Source organism: Roseateles asaccharophilus (assembly GCF_004362405.1).
GTDB lineage: Bacteria > Pseudomonadota > Gammaproteobacteria > Burkholderiales > Burkholderiaceae_C > Kinneretia > Kinneretia asaccharophila.
In genome coordinates this window covers 203,491-216,639 of the sequence record NZ_SNXE01000001.1, presented here as the reverse complement: position 1 = coordinate 216,639, position 13,149 = coordinate 203,491, and the positions used below count along the sequence as shown (strand labels likewise).

General features: G+C 71.7%; 14 protein-coding genes. 8 read left to right on the top strand and 6 right to left on the bottom strand.

Annotation, left to right across the window (positions count from 1 at the left end):
- Positions 1 to 19 precede the first annotated feature (19 nt).
- From DFR39_RS00935 to DFR39_RS00910, 6 genes are read left to right on the top strand one after another with little or no spacing between them, the layout of a single operon-like run.
- The gene (locus tag DFR39_RS00935) at positions 20 to 499 is read left to right on the top strand and encodes a (2Fe-2S)-binding protein (RefSeq protein ID WP_133601657.1); all 480 of its coding nucleotides are present in this window, start codon (positions 20 to 22) and stop codon (positions 497 to 499) included.
- A gap of 19 nt (positions 500 to 518) precedes the next feature.
- Complete coding sequence (locus DFR39_RS00930) at positions 519 to 2,876, top strand: xanthine dehydrogenase family protein molybdopterin-binding subunit (protein ID WP_133601656.1); 2,358 nt, start codon at positions 519 to 521, stop codon at positions 2,874 to 2,876.
- A gap of 19 nt (positions 2,877 to 2,895) precedes the next feature.
- Positions 2,896 to 3,687, top strand: a complete 792-nt coding sequence (locus DFR39_RS00925; RefSeq protein WP_133601655.1) for an FAD binding domain-containing protein — start codon at positions 2,896 to 2,898, stop codon at positions 3,685 to 3,687.
- On the top strand, positions 3,687 to 4,586 hold the full coding sequence (locus DFR39_RS00920; RefSeq protein WP_133601654.1) for an AAA family ATPase: 900 nt from the start codon (positions 3,687 to 3,689) through the stop codon (positions 4,584 to 4,586). Before DFR39_RS00925 ends, DFR39_RS00920 begins: the two co-directional genes overlap by 1 nt.
- Positions 4,576 to 5,766, top strand: coding sequence for a vWA domain-containing protein (locus DFR39_RS00915; protein WP_133601653.1), 1,191 nt, complete (start codon positions 4,576 to 4,578; stop codon positions 5,764 to 5,766). Before DFR39_RS00920 ends, DFR39_RS00915 begins: the two co-directional genes overlap by 11 nt.
- On the top strand, positions 5,757 to 6,326 hold the full coding sequence (locus tag DFR39_RS00910) for an SRPBCC family protein (RefSeq protein ID WP_133601652.1): 570 nt from the start codon (positions 5,757 to 5,759) through the stop codon (positions 6,324 to 6,326). The genes DFR39_RS00915 and DFR39_RS00910 overlap by 10 nt, the downstream gene beginning before the upstream one ends.
- Here DFR39_RS00910 and DFR39_RS00905 read toward each other — a convergent pair.
- From DFR39_RS00905 to DFR39_RS00890, 4 genes are read right to left on the bottom strand one after another with little or no spacing between them, the layout of a single operon-like run.
- Positions 6,295 to 7,545, bottom strand: a complete 1,251-nt coding sequence (locus tag DFR39_RS00905; RefSeq protein ID WP_211343762.1) for an FAD-binding domain-containing protein — start codon at positions 7,543 to 7,545, stop codon at positions 6,295 to 6,297. The genes DFR39_RS00910 and DFR39_RS00905 overlap by 32 nt on opposite strands.
- Positions 7,545 to 9,107: a cryptochrome/photolyase family protein gene (locus tag DFR39_RS00900; RefSeq protein WP_133601650.1), complete on the bottom strand. Its 1,563-nt coding sequence runs from the start codon at positions 9,105 to 9,107 to the stop codon at positions 7,545 to 7,547. Before DFR39_RS00900 ends, DFR39_RS00905 begins: the two co-directional genes overlap by 1 nt.
- Positions 9,100 to 9,264, bottom strand: coding sequence for a DUF2256 domain-containing protein (locus DFR39_RS19750; RefSeq protein WP_162849361.1), 165 nt, complete (start codon positions 9,262 to 9,264; stop codon positions 9,100 to 9,102). The genes DFR39_RS00900 and DFR39_RS19750 overlap by 8 nt, the downstream gene beginning before the upstream one ends.
- Positions 9,265 to 9,271: 7 nt before the next feature.
- Entirely contained in the window at positions 9,272 to 9,634 is a 363-nt protein-coding gene (locus tag DFR39_RS00890) for a thiol-disulfide oxidoreductase DCC family protein (RefSeq protein WP_162849360.1), read from the bottom strand.
- Between the two features lie 139 nt (positions 9,635 to 9,773).
- Between DFR39_RS00890 and DFR39_RS00885 the strand changes: the two genes are divergently transcribed.
- Together DFR39_RS00885 and DFR39_RS00880 are read left to right on the top strand one after the other, a co-directional pair.
- The gene (locus DFR39_RS00885) at positions 9,774 to 10,451 is read left to right on the top strand and encodes a MerR family transcriptional regulator (RefSeq protein ID WP_246030633.1); all 678 of its coding nucleotides are present in this window, start codon (positions 9,774 to 9,776) and stop codon (positions 10,449 to 10,451) included.
- Between the two features lie 64 nt (positions 10,452 to 10,515).
- Positions 10,516 to 11,625, top strand: coding sequence for an acyltransferase family protein (locus tag DFR39_RS00880; protein ID WP_133601647.1), 1,110 nt, complete (start codon positions 10,516 to 10,518; stop codon positions 11,623 to 11,625).
- Positions 11,626 to 11,634: 9 nt separating this feature from the next.
- Here the strand turns inward: DFR39_RS00880 and DFR39_RS00875 are convergent, their stop codons facing one another.
- Together DFR39_RS00875 and DFR39_RS00870 are read right to left on the bottom strand one after the other, a co-directional pair.
- Positions 11,635 to 12,177, bottom strand: coding sequence for a lipocalin family protein (locus DFR39_RS00875; protein WP_133601646.1), 543 nt, complete (start codon positions 12,175 to 12,177; stop codon positions 11,635 to 11,637).
- A gap of 22 nt (positions 12,178 to 12,199) precedes the next feature.
- On the bottom strand, positions 12,200 to 12,889 hold the full coding sequence (locus DFR39_RS00870; protein WP_133601645.1) for a helix-turn-helix transcriptional regulator: 690 nt from the start codon (positions 12,887 to 12,889) through the stop codon (positions 12,200 to 12,202).
- Between the last annotated feature and the right edge of the window lie 260 nt (positions 12,890 to 13,149).

The following is a 13,149-nucleotide window of genomic DNA, read 5'->3' as shown; positions in this document are numbered from 1 at the left end:
AAACATCAGGAGACAAGCGATGAGCCAGAAGATCACGCTGAAGGTCAATGGCAAGTCGGTCACGCGCGAAGTGGCGCCTGACCGCTTGCTGGTGCAGTTCCTGCGCGAAGACCTCGCGCTCACCGGCACCCATGTGGGCTGCGACACCAGCCAGTGTGGCGCCTGCACCGTGCACCTGAACGGGCGCGCGGTGAAGAGCTGCAATGTGCTGGCGGTGCAGGCCGCCGGGGCCGAAGTCACCACCATCGAGGGCCTGACGCCCGCCACGGGCAGTGGCGAGCTGCACCCCATGCAGGCCGCCTTCAAGGAGTGCCACGGCCTGCAATGCGGCTTCTGCACCCCGGGCATGGTGATGAGCGCCATCGACCTGGTGCAGCACCACCGCTGCAGCTCGGAGGCCGAGATCCGCGAGGGCCTGGAGGGCAATATCTGCCGCTGTACCGGCTACCAGAACATCGTGCGCGCCGTGCAGCTGGGCGCGCAGAACATGGCCAAGTGACGCAGCCGGGAGCCCAATCATGAATGCACCGAACGAAAAAGGATTCATCGGTCAAAGCGTGCGCCGCCGCGAAGACGGCCGCTTTCTGACCGGGCGGGGCCAGTACACCGATGACATCGTGCTGCCGCGCCAGACCTATGCCTATTTCCTGCGCTCGCCCTATGCGCATGCGCGCATCCGCGGCATAGACACCGCGGCCGCGCTGGCGGCCGAGGGCGTGCTGGGCGTCTACACCGGCGAGCATTTCCGCGCCGTGGGCGGCCTGCCCTGCGGCTGGCTGATCCACAGCCTGGACGGCACGCCCATGAAGGAGCCCAAGCACCCCATCCTGGCGGATGGCAAGGTCCGCTATGTGGGCGACCAGGTGGCCCTGGTGGTGGCCGAGAGCTATGCCCAGGCCAAGGCCGCGGCCCAGCTCATCGAGGTGGACTATGAAGACCTGACCCCCGTGGTGGACACCGCGGCGGCCAAGGACTTTGGCACGGCCGTGCATGAGGAGGCGCCCAACAACGTCTGCTACACCTGGGGCTGCGGCGACAAGGCCGGGGTGGACGCCGCCATGGACGGTGCGGCCCACATCACCCGCCTGGAGTTCCGCAACAACCGGCTCATCCCCAACGCCATCGAGCCGCGCGCCGCCAATGCGTCCTACAACCCGGCGGACGACAGCTACACCCTCTATGTGGCCAACCAGAACCCGCATGTGGAGCGCCTGCTGATGTGCGCCTTCGTGCTGGGCATTCCCGAGCACAAGGTGCGCGTGGTGGCGCCCGATGTGGGCGGCGGCTTCGGCTCCAAGATCTTTCTCTATGCCGAAGAGACGGCGCTGACCTGGGCCAGCAAGCAGCTGGGCCGGCCCATCAAGTGGACGGCCGAGCGCAGCGAGAGCTTTCTCTCCGACGCCCATGGCCGCGACCACGCCACCGTGGCCGAGCTGGGTCTGGATGCGCAGGGCCGCTTTGTGGCCATGCGGGTCAACACCACGGCCAATCTGGGCGCCTACCTCAGCACCTTTGCCTCCAGCGTGCCCACCATCCTCTACGCCACCCTGCTGGCCGGCCAGTACACCACGCCCAAGATCTATGCCGAGGTGACGGGCGTGTTCACCAACACCGCGCCGGTAGATGCCTACCGCGGCGCGGGCCGGCCCGAGGCCACCTATGTGGTGGAGCGCCTGGTGGAGACCGCGGCGCACCAGCTCAAGATCGACCCCGCCGAGCTGCGCCGCCGCAACTTCATCAAGAGCTTCCCCTACGCCACGCCCGTGGGCCTGAGCTATGACACCGGCGACTACGAGGCCACGCTGGCCCAGGTGCAGGAGCTGGCCGATGTGGCGGGCTTCGCGGCACGCCGCGCCGCCAGCGAGGCCAAGGGCTTGAAGCGCGGCCTGGGCTACTCCACCTATATCGAGGCCTGCGGCCTGGCGCCCTCGAACATCGCCGGGGCCCTGGGCGCACGCGCCGGTCTCTTCGAGGCGGGCGAGGTGCGGGTGCATCCCACCGGCAAGGTCACCATCTTCACCGGCAGCCACTCGCACGGCCAGGGCCACGAGACCACCTTCGCCCAGGTGGTGGCCGACAAGCTTGGCATCCCCCTGGACGATGTGGACATCCAGCATGGCGACACCGGCAAAGTGCTCTTCGGCATGGGCACCTACGGCAGCCGCTCGCTGGCGGTGGGCGGCACGGCCATCGTCAAGGCGGTGGACAAGGTGATTGCCAAGGGCAAGAAGATCGCCGCCCATCTGCTGGAGGCCAGCGAGGGTGATATCGAGTTCGAGGGCGGCGAGTTCAAGGTGGCGGGCACCGACAAGAAGGTCCCCTTCGCCTCGGTGGCGCTCACCGCCTATGTGCCGCACAACTACCCGCTGGACAAGCTGGAGCCCGGCCTCAACGAGAACGCCTTCTACGACCCCACCAATTTCACCTACCCCGCGGGCAGCTATGTCTGCGAGGTGGAGGTGGACCCGCTGACCGGCGTGGTGCGGGTGGACCGCTTCAGCGCGGTGGACGACTTCGGCAATGTGGTGAACCCCATGATCGTCGAAGGCCAGGTGCATGGCGGCCTGGCCCAGGGCATAGGCCAGGCCCTGCTGGAGCATGGCATCTACGACGAGCACAGCGGCCAGCTGCTCACCGGCAGCTATATGGACTACGCCATGCCGCGCGCCGACGACCTGCCCACCTTCAACGTCAAGACCGCCAAGGGCACGCCCTGCACCCACAACCCGCTGGGCGTGAAAGGCTGCGGCGAGGCCGGTGCCATCGGCTCGCCCCCCGCGGTGATCAACGCCATCTGCGACGCCCTGGGCATCTCGGATGTGCCCATGCCCGCGACCCCGCACAACGTCTGGCAAGCGATTCAAGCCAACCGCTGAACGCGAGGAGACCCACACCATGACATTCGCATTCCAGCAAGCCGCCAGCCTGGCCGACGCCGCCCGCGCCGCCGCGGGCAACGCCGAGGCCAAGATCATCGCGGGCGGGCAGAGCCTGCTTGGCGCCATCAAGCTGGGCCTGGCCGCGCCCGAGGCCTTGATCGACATCTCGGGCCTGGCCGATCTCAAGGGCCTGCGCATCGATGGCGGCAAGGTCCATATCGGCGCCATGAGCACGCACGCCACCGTGGCCGCCTCGCGCGAGCTGCAGCAGGCGATTCCGGCCCTGGCCGATCTGGCCGGCCGCATTGGCGACCGCCAGGTGCGCAACCGGGGGACGCTCGGAGGCAGCCTGGCCAATAACGACCCCGCCGCCTGCTACCCCGCGGCCGTGCTGGGCCTGGGCGCCACGGTGCACACCGACCGGCGCTCCATCGCGGCCGATGACTTCTTCAAGGGCCTGTACGAGACGGCGCTGCAGCCCGGCGAGATCATCACATCGGTGAGCTTTCCCATTCCCGAGAAGGCGGCCTGGCAGAAGTTCAAGCAGCCGGCCTCGCGCTTTTCCATCGTGGGTGTCTTCGTGGCCAAGACGGCCGCGGGCGTGCGCGTGGCCGTCACCGGCGCCGGGGCCTGCGTGTTCCGCGCCAGCGAGATCGAGAAGGCCCTGGCCGCCAGCTGGAGCCCGGCCGCGGCCCAGGCCGTGACGGTGAGCGAGGAGGGGCTGAACAGCGATCTGCACGGCTCGGCCCTCTACCGCGCGGCCCTGATCCCGGTGCTGGCCGCGCGCGCCGTGGCGGCCGCCGGCTGATGCGGCCGGACAGCATAGACGCCACGCTGGAGAGCCTGCGCGCCCAGGGCTATGTGGCCCCGCGCGCGCTGGGCACCGTGGTCTTTCTGGCCCTGCGCCTGGGCCGGCCGCTGTTTCTGGAGGGCGAGCCCGGCACCGGCAAGACTGAGCTGGCCAAGGCCCTGGCCGGCCTGCTGGACCGGCCCCTGATACGCCTGCAGTGCTATGAGGGCCTGGACCTGGCGGCCGCGGCCTATGAGTGGAACTACGCGCGCCAGATGGTGGAGATCAAGCTGGCCCAGGGGCAGGAGAGCCGGGAGGAACTGGCGCGCGAGCTCTTCTCGCGCCGCTTCCTGATCGCGCGGCCGCTCCTGCAGGCGATCGACCCGCCGGACGGCCGCGCGCCGGTGCTGCTGATCGACGAGCTGGACCGCGCGGACGAGCCCTTCGAGGCTTTCTTGCTGGAGCTGCTCTCGGACTTCCAGCTCAGCATTCCCGAGCTGGGCGTGATCCGCGCGGCCGAGCCGCCCCTGGTGCTGCTCACCAGCAACCGAACGCGCGAGGTGCATGACGCCGTCAAGCGCCGCTGCCTCTACCACTGGCTGGATTTTCCGGACGCGGCGCGCGAGCTGGAGATCCTGCGCCTGCGCCTGCCCGGCATCGAGAGCGCGCTGGCGCAGGAGATCGTGGCCGTGGTGCAGGCCCTGCGCGGCATGGACCTCTACAAGCTGCCCGGCCTGGCCGAGACCCTGGAGTGGTCGCGCGCCCTGCTGGAGCTCAATGCCCTGGTGCTGGACCCGGCCACGCTCTCCAGCACCCTGGGCGTGCTGCTCAAGTACCAGGACGATATCGCCCGGCTGCAGGGCTCGGAGGCGGCCCAGCTGCTGGCGCGCGTGCGTGCCGAAACCCATGGCGGCTGACCACCTGGCCGAAAACGTGATGCACTTCGGCCGCGTGCTGCGCCAGGCCGGCCTGCCCCTGGGGACTGACCGCCTGCTGCTGGCCCTGCAGGCGCTGCGCCAGGGCGGGCTCTCCCGGCGCGAGGACTTCAAGGCCACCCTGGCCGCCACCTTGGTGGACCGGGCCGAACACCGCGCCCTGTTCGAGCAGGCTTTTCATGTGTTCTGGCGCGACCCCGATCTGCTGGGCCGGGTCATGGCCATGCTGCTGCCACGCGCCGAGGGCCGGGCCAGCGCGCCGCCCCCGCCCGAGAACCGCCGCTTGGCCGAGGCCCTGTTCCCCCAGGCGCCGCCGGGCGCCGCGCCGCCACCGCCGCCGGCCGAGCAGCGCCTGGACTTCGACGCGGCCCTGAGCGTGAGCGAGCGCGAGCTGCTGCGGCGCAAGGACTTCGAGACCATGAGCCCCGCCGAGTGGCAGGCCGCGCGCCGCCTGCTGGCGCGGCTGGGTCCCCAGCTGCTGGAGCGCCGGCCCAGCCGCCGTGGCCGGCCCGCGCCGCGCGGCCGCCTGGACTGGCCCGCCACGCTGCGCGCCCAGGCTCGGCAAGATCTGGCCCCGCCGCACTGGCGCCGCCCGCGCGAGCGCCTGGCGCCCCTGGTGCTGCTGGCCGATATCTCGGGCTCCATGGAGCGCTATTCGCGCATGCTGCTGCACCTGGCCCATGGCCTGGCCAACCCGCAGCCGCGGCCCGCGCGCCTGCCGCGCATCCACTGCTTTGTGTTCGGCACCCGGCTCACGCCCATAGGCCGCCTGCTGCGCCAGCGCGACCCCGACCTGGCCCTGGCCGCCGTCTCGCAGCGCGTGGCCGACTGGTCCGGCGGCACCCGGCTGGCGGCCAGCCTGCATGCCTTCAACCGCGACTGGGCGCGCCGCGTGCTGACGAGCGACGCCACCGTGCTGCTGATCAGCGACGGCCTGGAATCCGGCAGCGAGGCCGACCCCGGCTGCCAGCAGTTGGCCCTGGAGGCGCGGCGCCTGCGCCTGTCCTGCCGGCGCCTGCTCTGGCTCAACCCCCTGCTGCGTTTTGATGGCTTCGAGCCCCGCGCCGCCGGCATCCGGGCCCTGCTGCCCGAGGTCAGCCGGCATCTTCCCGCTCACAATCTGGCGAGTCTTGAAGCGCTCGTGGAACTGCTATGCAACTGACCGGACAAGAAAACCTGCCCGTGTCCCAGGCCCTGGCCTGGGCCGCGCTCAACGACACCGAGATGCTCAAGGCCGCCATCGCGGGCTGCGAGTCGCTCACGCCCGTGGGCGAGCAGGAGTACGAGCTGCTGATGGCCGTGGCCATTGGCCCGGTGAAGGCCAAGTTCAAGGGCAAGCTCAAGCTCTCGGCGCTGAACCCGCCCAGCAGCTACCAGCTGGCCTTCGAGGGCCAGGGCGGCGCGGCCGGCCATGGCAAGGGCACAGCCCAGGTGCGGCTGGAGCCCCTGGGGCCGGACAGCTGCCTGCTGCACTACACGGTGCTGGCCACGGTGGGCGGCAAGATCGCCCAGATCGGCTCGCGCCTGGTGGACATGGCGGCGCAGAAGATGGCGGCCGATTTCTTTGCCGCCTTCAAGGCCGCCCTGCTGGAGCGCCACCCACCGGCCCTGGCGCCCGAGCCACCGCCTGCGCCGCAGGGCGCCTGGCAGCGCTTTCTGGCCTGGTATCTGGGCTGGCTGGGCCGCATCTTCAAGTCACCGGAGCCGCCGCGCTCGCGCTGAGCAAGCCGGGCAGGGCGTGCAGATCCGGCGCGCGGGCCGCGCCGCAGCGCCGCCACCATTGCGAGAAGGAGTCGCAGGGGGCCTCGGGCCGGGCAAAGACCCGCGGCGCCGGCCGCAGCTGCAGGGCCGGCGCCAGGCTCCAGGCGGCCTGCCAGGGCAGCCAGTGCGGCGCGTCCTGCATCCAGACCCGGCGCGCGCCGCCCATGGCACGGGCCAGGCCGGCAGCGTCCAGCAGGCAGCGCTGCTGCACGCCCGCGCCCTCGCCGGAGCCGGCGCGCATGGCCGCATCCACGAACTGCCAGCGCCGCGCCGACCAGGGCCAGGCCTGGTGGAACTCGCGCAGGTAGACGCCCACGCTCAGCACCTCGGGGCCCAGGTCCGCGGGCGGCGGCGCCAGCGACCAGGGGTGCACCAGCCAGACCTCGCGCCCGCGCCAGTCCACGGCCTCGGCCAGGGGCCCCAGCTCCGGCGGCGGCGTGCCGTGCAGGTCGGGTTCGGCCAGGCCGGGGCCGGACACCGGCGCCGGGGGCAGGCGGCGGCCGGGGCTGCGCGCCAGGGCTTCCAGGGTCTCGTAGCCGCAGTCCAGAGCGCTGCCGTCCACCCGCCAGGGGGAGGGCGCGTAGCGCCGCACATTCTCGGCATTGAAGAGATAGGGCTGGCGGCTGCCCGTGCCCGCCACCCATTGCCAGCTCAGGTGGTTGCTGGCCAGGTCGCCGTCCAGCAGATGGCCGTAGAGCCAGTCGGCGCCCACGCGCCAGTGCAGCTTGCGCCCATGCACCAGATAGCTGGCCAGCCAGAGCCGCGCGTGGTTGTGCAGCCAGCCCTCCTCGTAGAGCTGGGCCACGGCGCGGTCGATCACGGCCAGGCCCGTGCGGCCCTGGCGCACATCCTCGGGCAGCTCCTTGAGGTAGGCGCTGCCCGGCAGGGGGCCGGGGTGCAGGTCCTGCAGGATGGCCTCGCCGCGCCAGTGCCAGCTGTCCTGGAAGTACTCGCGCCAGCCCAGCTCATAGACCCAGCTGTGCTGGGGCTTGAGCCCGGGGTGACGCGCGGCCGCGGCCCGCAGCAGCTCGGGCAGGGCCAGCAGGCCGTGGCTCACATAGGGCGAGAGCCGGCTGACCGCGCCTTCCAGCGCATTGCGCGTGCGGGCATAGGCCTGCGGGTCCAGCTGGGCCAGGCGGGCCAGGGCGGCGCTGCGGCGGGGCGGGAAGGGCGTGTTCATCATGGAGTGCAGGTGGCGGTGTCGGCCTCGCGCAGGGCCTGGGCCTGGCGCTGTATGGCCTGGCGCTCGGCCTCGTCCAGGCGCTGGGCATTGCGGAACTGCATGGCCAGGCGCGGGTTGCTGCCCAGCTGATCGGCGTGGCGGATCAGGAAGTCCCAGTACTGCACGGTGAAGGGGCAGGCCGATTCGCCATGGCGCAGCTCGGGCCGGTAGCGGCAGCCGCTGCAGTGCGGGCTCATGCGCTGGATGTACTTGCCGCTGGCGATATAGGGCTTGCTGGCCATCAGGCCGCCGTCGGCGTACTGGCTCATGCCCAGGGTGTTGGGCAGCTCCACCCATTCCACCGCGTCCACATAGACGGCCAGGTACCAGGCGTGGATCTCGCGCGGCGCCACGCCGCGCAGCAGGGCATAGAGCCCGGTGAGCATCAGGCGCTGGATGTGGTGGGCGTAGCCGGTGTCCAGGGTCTGGACCAGGGCGTCACGCAGGCAGGCCATCTCGGTCTCGCCGCTCCAGTACCAGGCGGGCAGGGGGGCCTGGGCGTCCAGGGCATTGAGGTCCAGATAGTCCGGCATGCGGGTCCAGTAGATGCCGCGCACATACTCGCGCCAGCCCAGGATCTGGCGGATGAAGCCCTCGGCGCTGGCCAGGGGCACCCGGCCCGCGTGATAGGCCGCCTCGGCCGCGGCCACCACCTCGCGCGGCGTGAGCAGCTTGAGGTTGAGCGCGGCCGAGAGCTGGGCGTGGTAGAGCCAGGGCTGGCCCGGCCAGATGGCATCTTGATACTGGCCGAACAGGGGCAGGCGCTCCTCGATGAAGCGAGAGAGCGCCCGCAGCGCGCTTTCGCGCGTGACGGGCCAGGCAAAGCGCGCCAGGCGGCCGGGGTGATGGGCAAAGCGCTGCGCCACCAGGGCCAGCACCTCCTGGGTCAGGGCGTCGGGCGGCTCCCACAGGGGCTCAGGCAGCAGGCCGGGGCCGCGCGCATCGAAGGCGCCGCGGTTCTCGGCATCGAAGTTCCACTGCCCGCCCAGGGGCTCGCCCTGGGCGTCCAGCAGCACGCCGTGGCGGCGGCGCTGCTCGCGGTAGAAGTACTCCATGCGCAGCTGCTTGCGGCCGCGCGCATGGGCGGCGAACTCGCGCACGCTGCAGAAGAAATGCCGGTCCTCCCGCACGTCCAGCGCCAGGCCGGCCTGGGCGGCCACCTTGCGCAGGGCCTGCAGCACGCGCCAGTCGCCCGGCGCCGTCATTACCAGCGCCTGGGGGCGCAGGGCCTCGATGGCCGCGGCCAGCTCGGCGGCCAGGCTGCCGCGGTTGTCGGGCGCGTCCAGGCGCCGGTAGTGCAGGGGCCGGCCGGCGCGCTCCAGGGCCAGGGCGAAATGCCGCATGGCCGCCAGAAAGAGCGCGATGCGCGGCTGGCTGGACCAGACATGGGTGGATTCCTCGGCCACCTCGGCCATCCAGACCGCGTCCTGCGCGGGGTCGAAGCCGTCGAAGGCGCTGGCCTCCAGATCCAGCTGGTCGCCCAGCACCAGCACCAGATGGCGCAGCCGCGGCTCAGTCATGGCGGGGGCGCGCACGGCGGCAGGCCTCGGAGCAGTAGCGCACCTCCTCCCAGACCTTGGCCCAGCGCCGGCGCCAGCTCATGGGCCGGCCGCAGGCGGCGCAGGGTTTGCTGGGCAGGGCCTGCTTATTGCCCCGAAAGCCAGAGGCTTCGCGCATGCCGGCCTCAGCGCCGCCACAAGGGGCGCAGACGCAGAAAGAGGCGGTAGCCCCACTCCAGCAGGGCGGGCAGGGGGCCGCGGTCCAGCAGCCGGCCCAGCCAGGCCCAGCGCGGCAGGCCCTGCCACAGGGCCAAAAAGCCGCGGGCGCCGCTGACCAGCCGCCCCTGGGCGTCGCGCACATGCAGGCGGGCCAGGGCGCTGTCGCGGTCCAGCCCCGGGCCCAGGGCCTGGGGCTCGCAGTGGGCGGCGTCCACCCAGCACAGCTGCTCGGCACCGGGCTGGCTGCGGTAGAGCGCGATCTCGCGCCGGCACAAGGGGCAGGCACCGTCGTAGTAGACGGTCAGCGGTGCGGGGCGGGGCGTGTCCATGGGCGGCAGCATAGGCAGGCGGGGCGCCAGCCGGGCCCGGACGCGCCAATGCACCCCGGCGGCTCTCCGATAATCCGGGTCAAACTCGAGTCAAGCCCGCGTCGAGTTCGAGTCGGGCCCCCGGGGTCCAGGAGCAGACATGGCCAAGCCCAAGCCCAAGCCCAAGAGCGATATGCGGTCCGAGCCGCCGCGCCACTACCGCAGCGCGGCCGTGGCCCGCATGCTGCGCATGCCGGTGGGCACGCTGCGGGTCTGGGAGCGGCGCTACGGCATCAGCGGGGCGGCCACCAGCGCCGCCGGTCACCGGCTCTACAGCGCGGCCGATGTGCAGCGCCTGGCCCTCTTGCGCCAGCTGCTGGCCCTGGGCCATGCCATCGGCAGTCTGGCGGGCCTGGACATGGCGGCCCTGCAGGCCGTGGCGCGCACCCATGCCCAGACCCTGGCCCAGCCCCTGGACCTGCCCGGCCTGGCCCCGCCGGACGCGACCTCCGAGCCCGCGCCGCCCACGCGCCGCTTTGACGATGCCGCCCTGGCCGAACTGGCGGGCCTGTCCACCACCATTGCCTGCGAATGCCCCCAGCACCTGGCCGAGATCCTGATCCGCCTGGGCCAGTTCGAGGCCTATAGCGCCGACTGCCGATCACGCAGCCCGGCCGATGCCGATCTGCATGCCTATCTGCAGCAGATCACGGCCCAGGCCCGGGCCAGCTTCGAGGCGGCGCTGGAGCGCGTGGCCGTGCACGAGGGCCTGTTGACGGGGCGCCCCCTACAATTAGGGGTTCGCGCCGAGCCCGGCCTCGGCGACTCCAGGGACTGAGACGGGTCCCAGCCTCTATCGCTTTGCGCCCCCCCGCCGCAGCGGGGCGGGCGTTCTTGTTTTGATGAACGCCAGAGCCCTCCCTTCCGCCTTCCCGACCCGCCCGCCCGCCCGTCGCCTCCTGCATCTGGACGCCATGAAGGCCCTGGCCGCCCAGCTCATCGTGCTGCACCATCTGGCCGCCTATGGGCCGATTGCCGAGACGGTGCAGACCCTGTGGCCGGCCCTGATCGCCTGGCTCTACGAGTACGGCCGCATGGCGGTTCAGGTCTTTCTGGTGGTGGGCGGCTTTCTCTCGGCGCGCGCCCTGGCCCCGGCCGGGCGGCCCTTGCAGGGCCGACCCCTGGAGCTGCTGTGGCGCCGCTATCTGCGCCTGGTCCTGCCCTTTTTTGCAGCGGTGCTGCTGACCCTGGCCTGCTCGGCCCTGGTGGCGCCCCTGCTGCCCGAGCTGGTGCCGGCCTCGGTCTCCGCGCCCCAGCTGCTGGCCCATGCCCTGCTGCTGCACGATGTGCTGGGTTATGAGGCCCTGACCGTGGGCGCCTGGTATGTGGCCATGGATCTGCAGCTCTTTGCCCTGATGCTGGCCCTGCTGTGGCTGGCCCGGGCCTGCGGCCCGGCCGCGCGCTGGCTGGGGCCGGTGCTGCTCCTGCTGGTCTGCGCGGCCTCGCTCTACCTCTTCAACCGCGATGCGGGCCTGGACATCTGGGCGCCTTACTTCTTTGGCGCCTATGGCCTAGGCGCCCTGATGCACTGGCTGTGTCTGAGCGCACGCCCCGGCCTGGGCCTGAGCCTGCTGGGCCTGCTGGCCCTGGGGGCGCTGATGCTGGACTTCCGCGAGCGCCTGCTGCTGGCCTTGCTGACGGCCGGCCTGCTGTTCTGGCTGCAGCGCCGCCATGAGCAGGGCAGGGCGGCGGTCCTGCTGCGCGGCCCGCTGGCCGGCGCGGTGGCGCATCTGGGCACGCATTCCTATGCGCTCTTTCTGGTGCACTTCCCCATCTGCCTGCTGCTCAATGCCTTGTTCGAGCATCGCGATCCCGAACACCCCTGGGCGGCGGTGGCCGCCATGCTGGCGGCCTGGGGTCTGAGCAATCTGGCGGCCCTGCCCTTCTACCGCTGGATCGAGGCGCCGGCCGGCCGGCTGCGTCTGGGCTGGGCCCGCACGCAAGAGGCCTGATGAGCCCGCTCAGGGTTCCAGCGGCTGGCTTTGCGGCGTGCGCCGGAAGGCGCCGCGCTCAAAGCCTAGGCTGGCGGCCTTGTCCAGCAGGGCCTGCAGCTGGGCTTCATCCAGCTGCGGCTCGCGCGCCAGCAGCCAGGCGTATTTGCGGTCGGGCGTGCCCACCAGCACCCGGCGGTAGTCGGGGTCCAGGTCTAGCACCCAGTAGTCGCCATAGAAGGGCCAGAAGAAGCTGACCCGCAGCTTGGCATTGGCGCTGTCCGGCACCACCTTGGCGTGGCCGCGGATGTTCTCCACCTGGCCGTCGGCACGGCGGCAGCGGTTGATCACCTCCACGCGGCCTTCCAGCAGACGGTAGCGGGCCTGGGTGTCGGCCACGCACTGGCGCTGGAAGCGGTTGGGCAGCAGGGCGATCTCGTACCAGGCGCCGGCATAGCGAGCCAGGTCCACCTCGGCCACGGTGGGCAGGGGCTGGCGCTCGGCGGCCTGGGCCGGCGCGAGGCCGCACAGGGCGGCCAGGATCAGGAGGGGGGCGAAGGCTCGGCTCGTCATGTGGGGGCTCCGGGCGGCGGGCTCAGGCGCGGTCCGCACAGGCGGCGCGGCGCTCCATATCCGCCAGGGTCTTGCCCGGTTCGTCGCGGAAGCGCTCGTCCAGGGCTTGCAGAGCCTGGATGCGGTCGACGCGGAAGCTGCGGAAATCCTCGCGCAGCTCGCACCAGGCCGCCACGGTCCAGACCGGGCCCCAGAAAAAGCAGCCCAGGGGCCGCACCACACGCTCGGTGGTCTGGCCGGCCAGGTCCAGATAGTGCAGGCGCAGCTTGCGGCGCAGCTCGGTGGCCTCGCGCAGCTGCACCAGGCGCTGGCTCAGGGCCTCGTCCATGCCGGACAGCGGGGCGTAGACCGCCAGGCTCTCGGCGGCGGCGCGGGCCGGCGGCGGCAGCACGGCCAGGATCTTGGACAGGGCACCTTCCGCCGGGGCCGCCAGGCCGGCGTCCAGGGCGGGGCGGGCCAGACGCACCACGGCCACCAGGGCCTGGGCCTCTTCCTTGGTGAACATCAGCGGCGGCAGATCAAAGCCCGCCTTCATGCGATAGCCCACCCCGGCCTCCCCATCGATGGGCACGCCCTGCTGCTGCAGGGCCGCCACATCGCGGTAGACGGTACGCACCGAGACCTCCAGGCGCTCGGCCAGGAACTCGGCGGTGGAGAGACGGCGTCCACGTATCAGCTGGACGATCTGGAACAGTCGGTCGGCACGGCGCATGCCGCCATTGTGGCGCGAGTGCGTGGGGCGACCGGCAGCAGGCTGTGGAGCAAGCGCTGCGCGCTATGCGCGCAAGACGAGCAGGGGCGATCCGGGGCGAGCTGAAGGGCGCAAAGCCCTTGTCTGCGGACTTCCGGGCGGCTGGCGGCATGCTGGCGGCGCACTGACGGCGTGTGGGCTGTGGCGCCCCGTGGTCGGCACTAGTCCGATCGGCTCATGGAAGGTCGCAAGGCCTTCAAACGGCACTCCTAGATTGGCGC

Coding starts and splice junctions, on each gene's coding strand:
- DFR39_RS00935 (WP_133601657.1), top strand. CDS start 20: ATGAGCCAGAAGATCACGCTGAAGGTCAATGGCAAGTCGGTCACGCGC.
- DFR39_RS00930 (WP_133601656.1), top strand. CDS start 519: ATGAATGCACCGAACGAAAAAGGATTCATCGGTCAAAGCGTGCGCCGC.
- DFR39_RS00925 (WP_133601655.1), top strand. CDS start 2,896: ATGACATTCGCATTCCAGCAAGCCGCCAGCCTGGCCGACGCCGCCCGC.
- DFR39_RS00920 (WP_133601654.1), top strand. CDS start 3,687: ATGCGGCCGGACAGCATAGACGCCACGCTGGAGAGCCTGCGCGCCCAG.
- DFR39_RS00915 (WP_133601653.1), top strand. CDS start 4,576: ATGGCGGCTGACCACCTGGCCGAAAACGTGATGCACTTCGGCCGCGTG.
- DFR39_RS00910 (WP_133601652.1), top strand. CDS start 5,757: ATGCAACTGACCGGACAAGAAAACCTGCCCGTGTCCCAGGCCCTGGCC.
- DFR39_RS00905 (WP_211343762.1), bottom strand. CDS start 7,545: ATGAACACGCCCTTCCCGCCCCGCCGCAGCGCCGCCCTGGCCCGCCTG.
- DFR39_RS00900 (WP_133601650.1), bottom strand. CDS start 9,107: ATGACTGAGCCGCGGCTGCGCCATCTGGTGCTGGTGCTGGGCGACCAG.
- DFR39_RS19750 (WP_162849361.1), bottom strand. CDS start 9,264: ATGCGCGAAGCCTCTGGCTTTCGGGGCAATAAGCAGGCCCTGCCCAGC.
- DFR39_RS00890 (WP_162849360.1), bottom strand. CDS start 9,634: ATGGACACGCCCCGCCCCGCACCGCTGACCGTCTACTACGACGGTGCC.
- DFR39_RS00885 (WP_246030633.1), top strand. CDS start 9,774: ATGGCCAAGCCCAAGCCCAAGCCCAAGAGCGATATGCGGTCCGAGCCG.
- DFR39_RS00880 (WP_133601647.1), top strand. CDS start 10,516: ATGAACGCCAGAGCCCTCCCTTCCGCCTTCCCGACCCGCCCGCCCGCC.
- DFR39_RS00875 (WP_133601646.1), bottom strand. CDS start 12,177: ATGACGAGCCGAGCCTTCGCCCCCCTCCTGATCCTGGCCGCCCTGTGC.
- DFR39_RS00870 (WP_133601645.1), bottom strand. CDS start 12,889: ATGCGCCGTGCCGACCGACTGTTCCAGATCGTCCAGCTGATACGTGGA.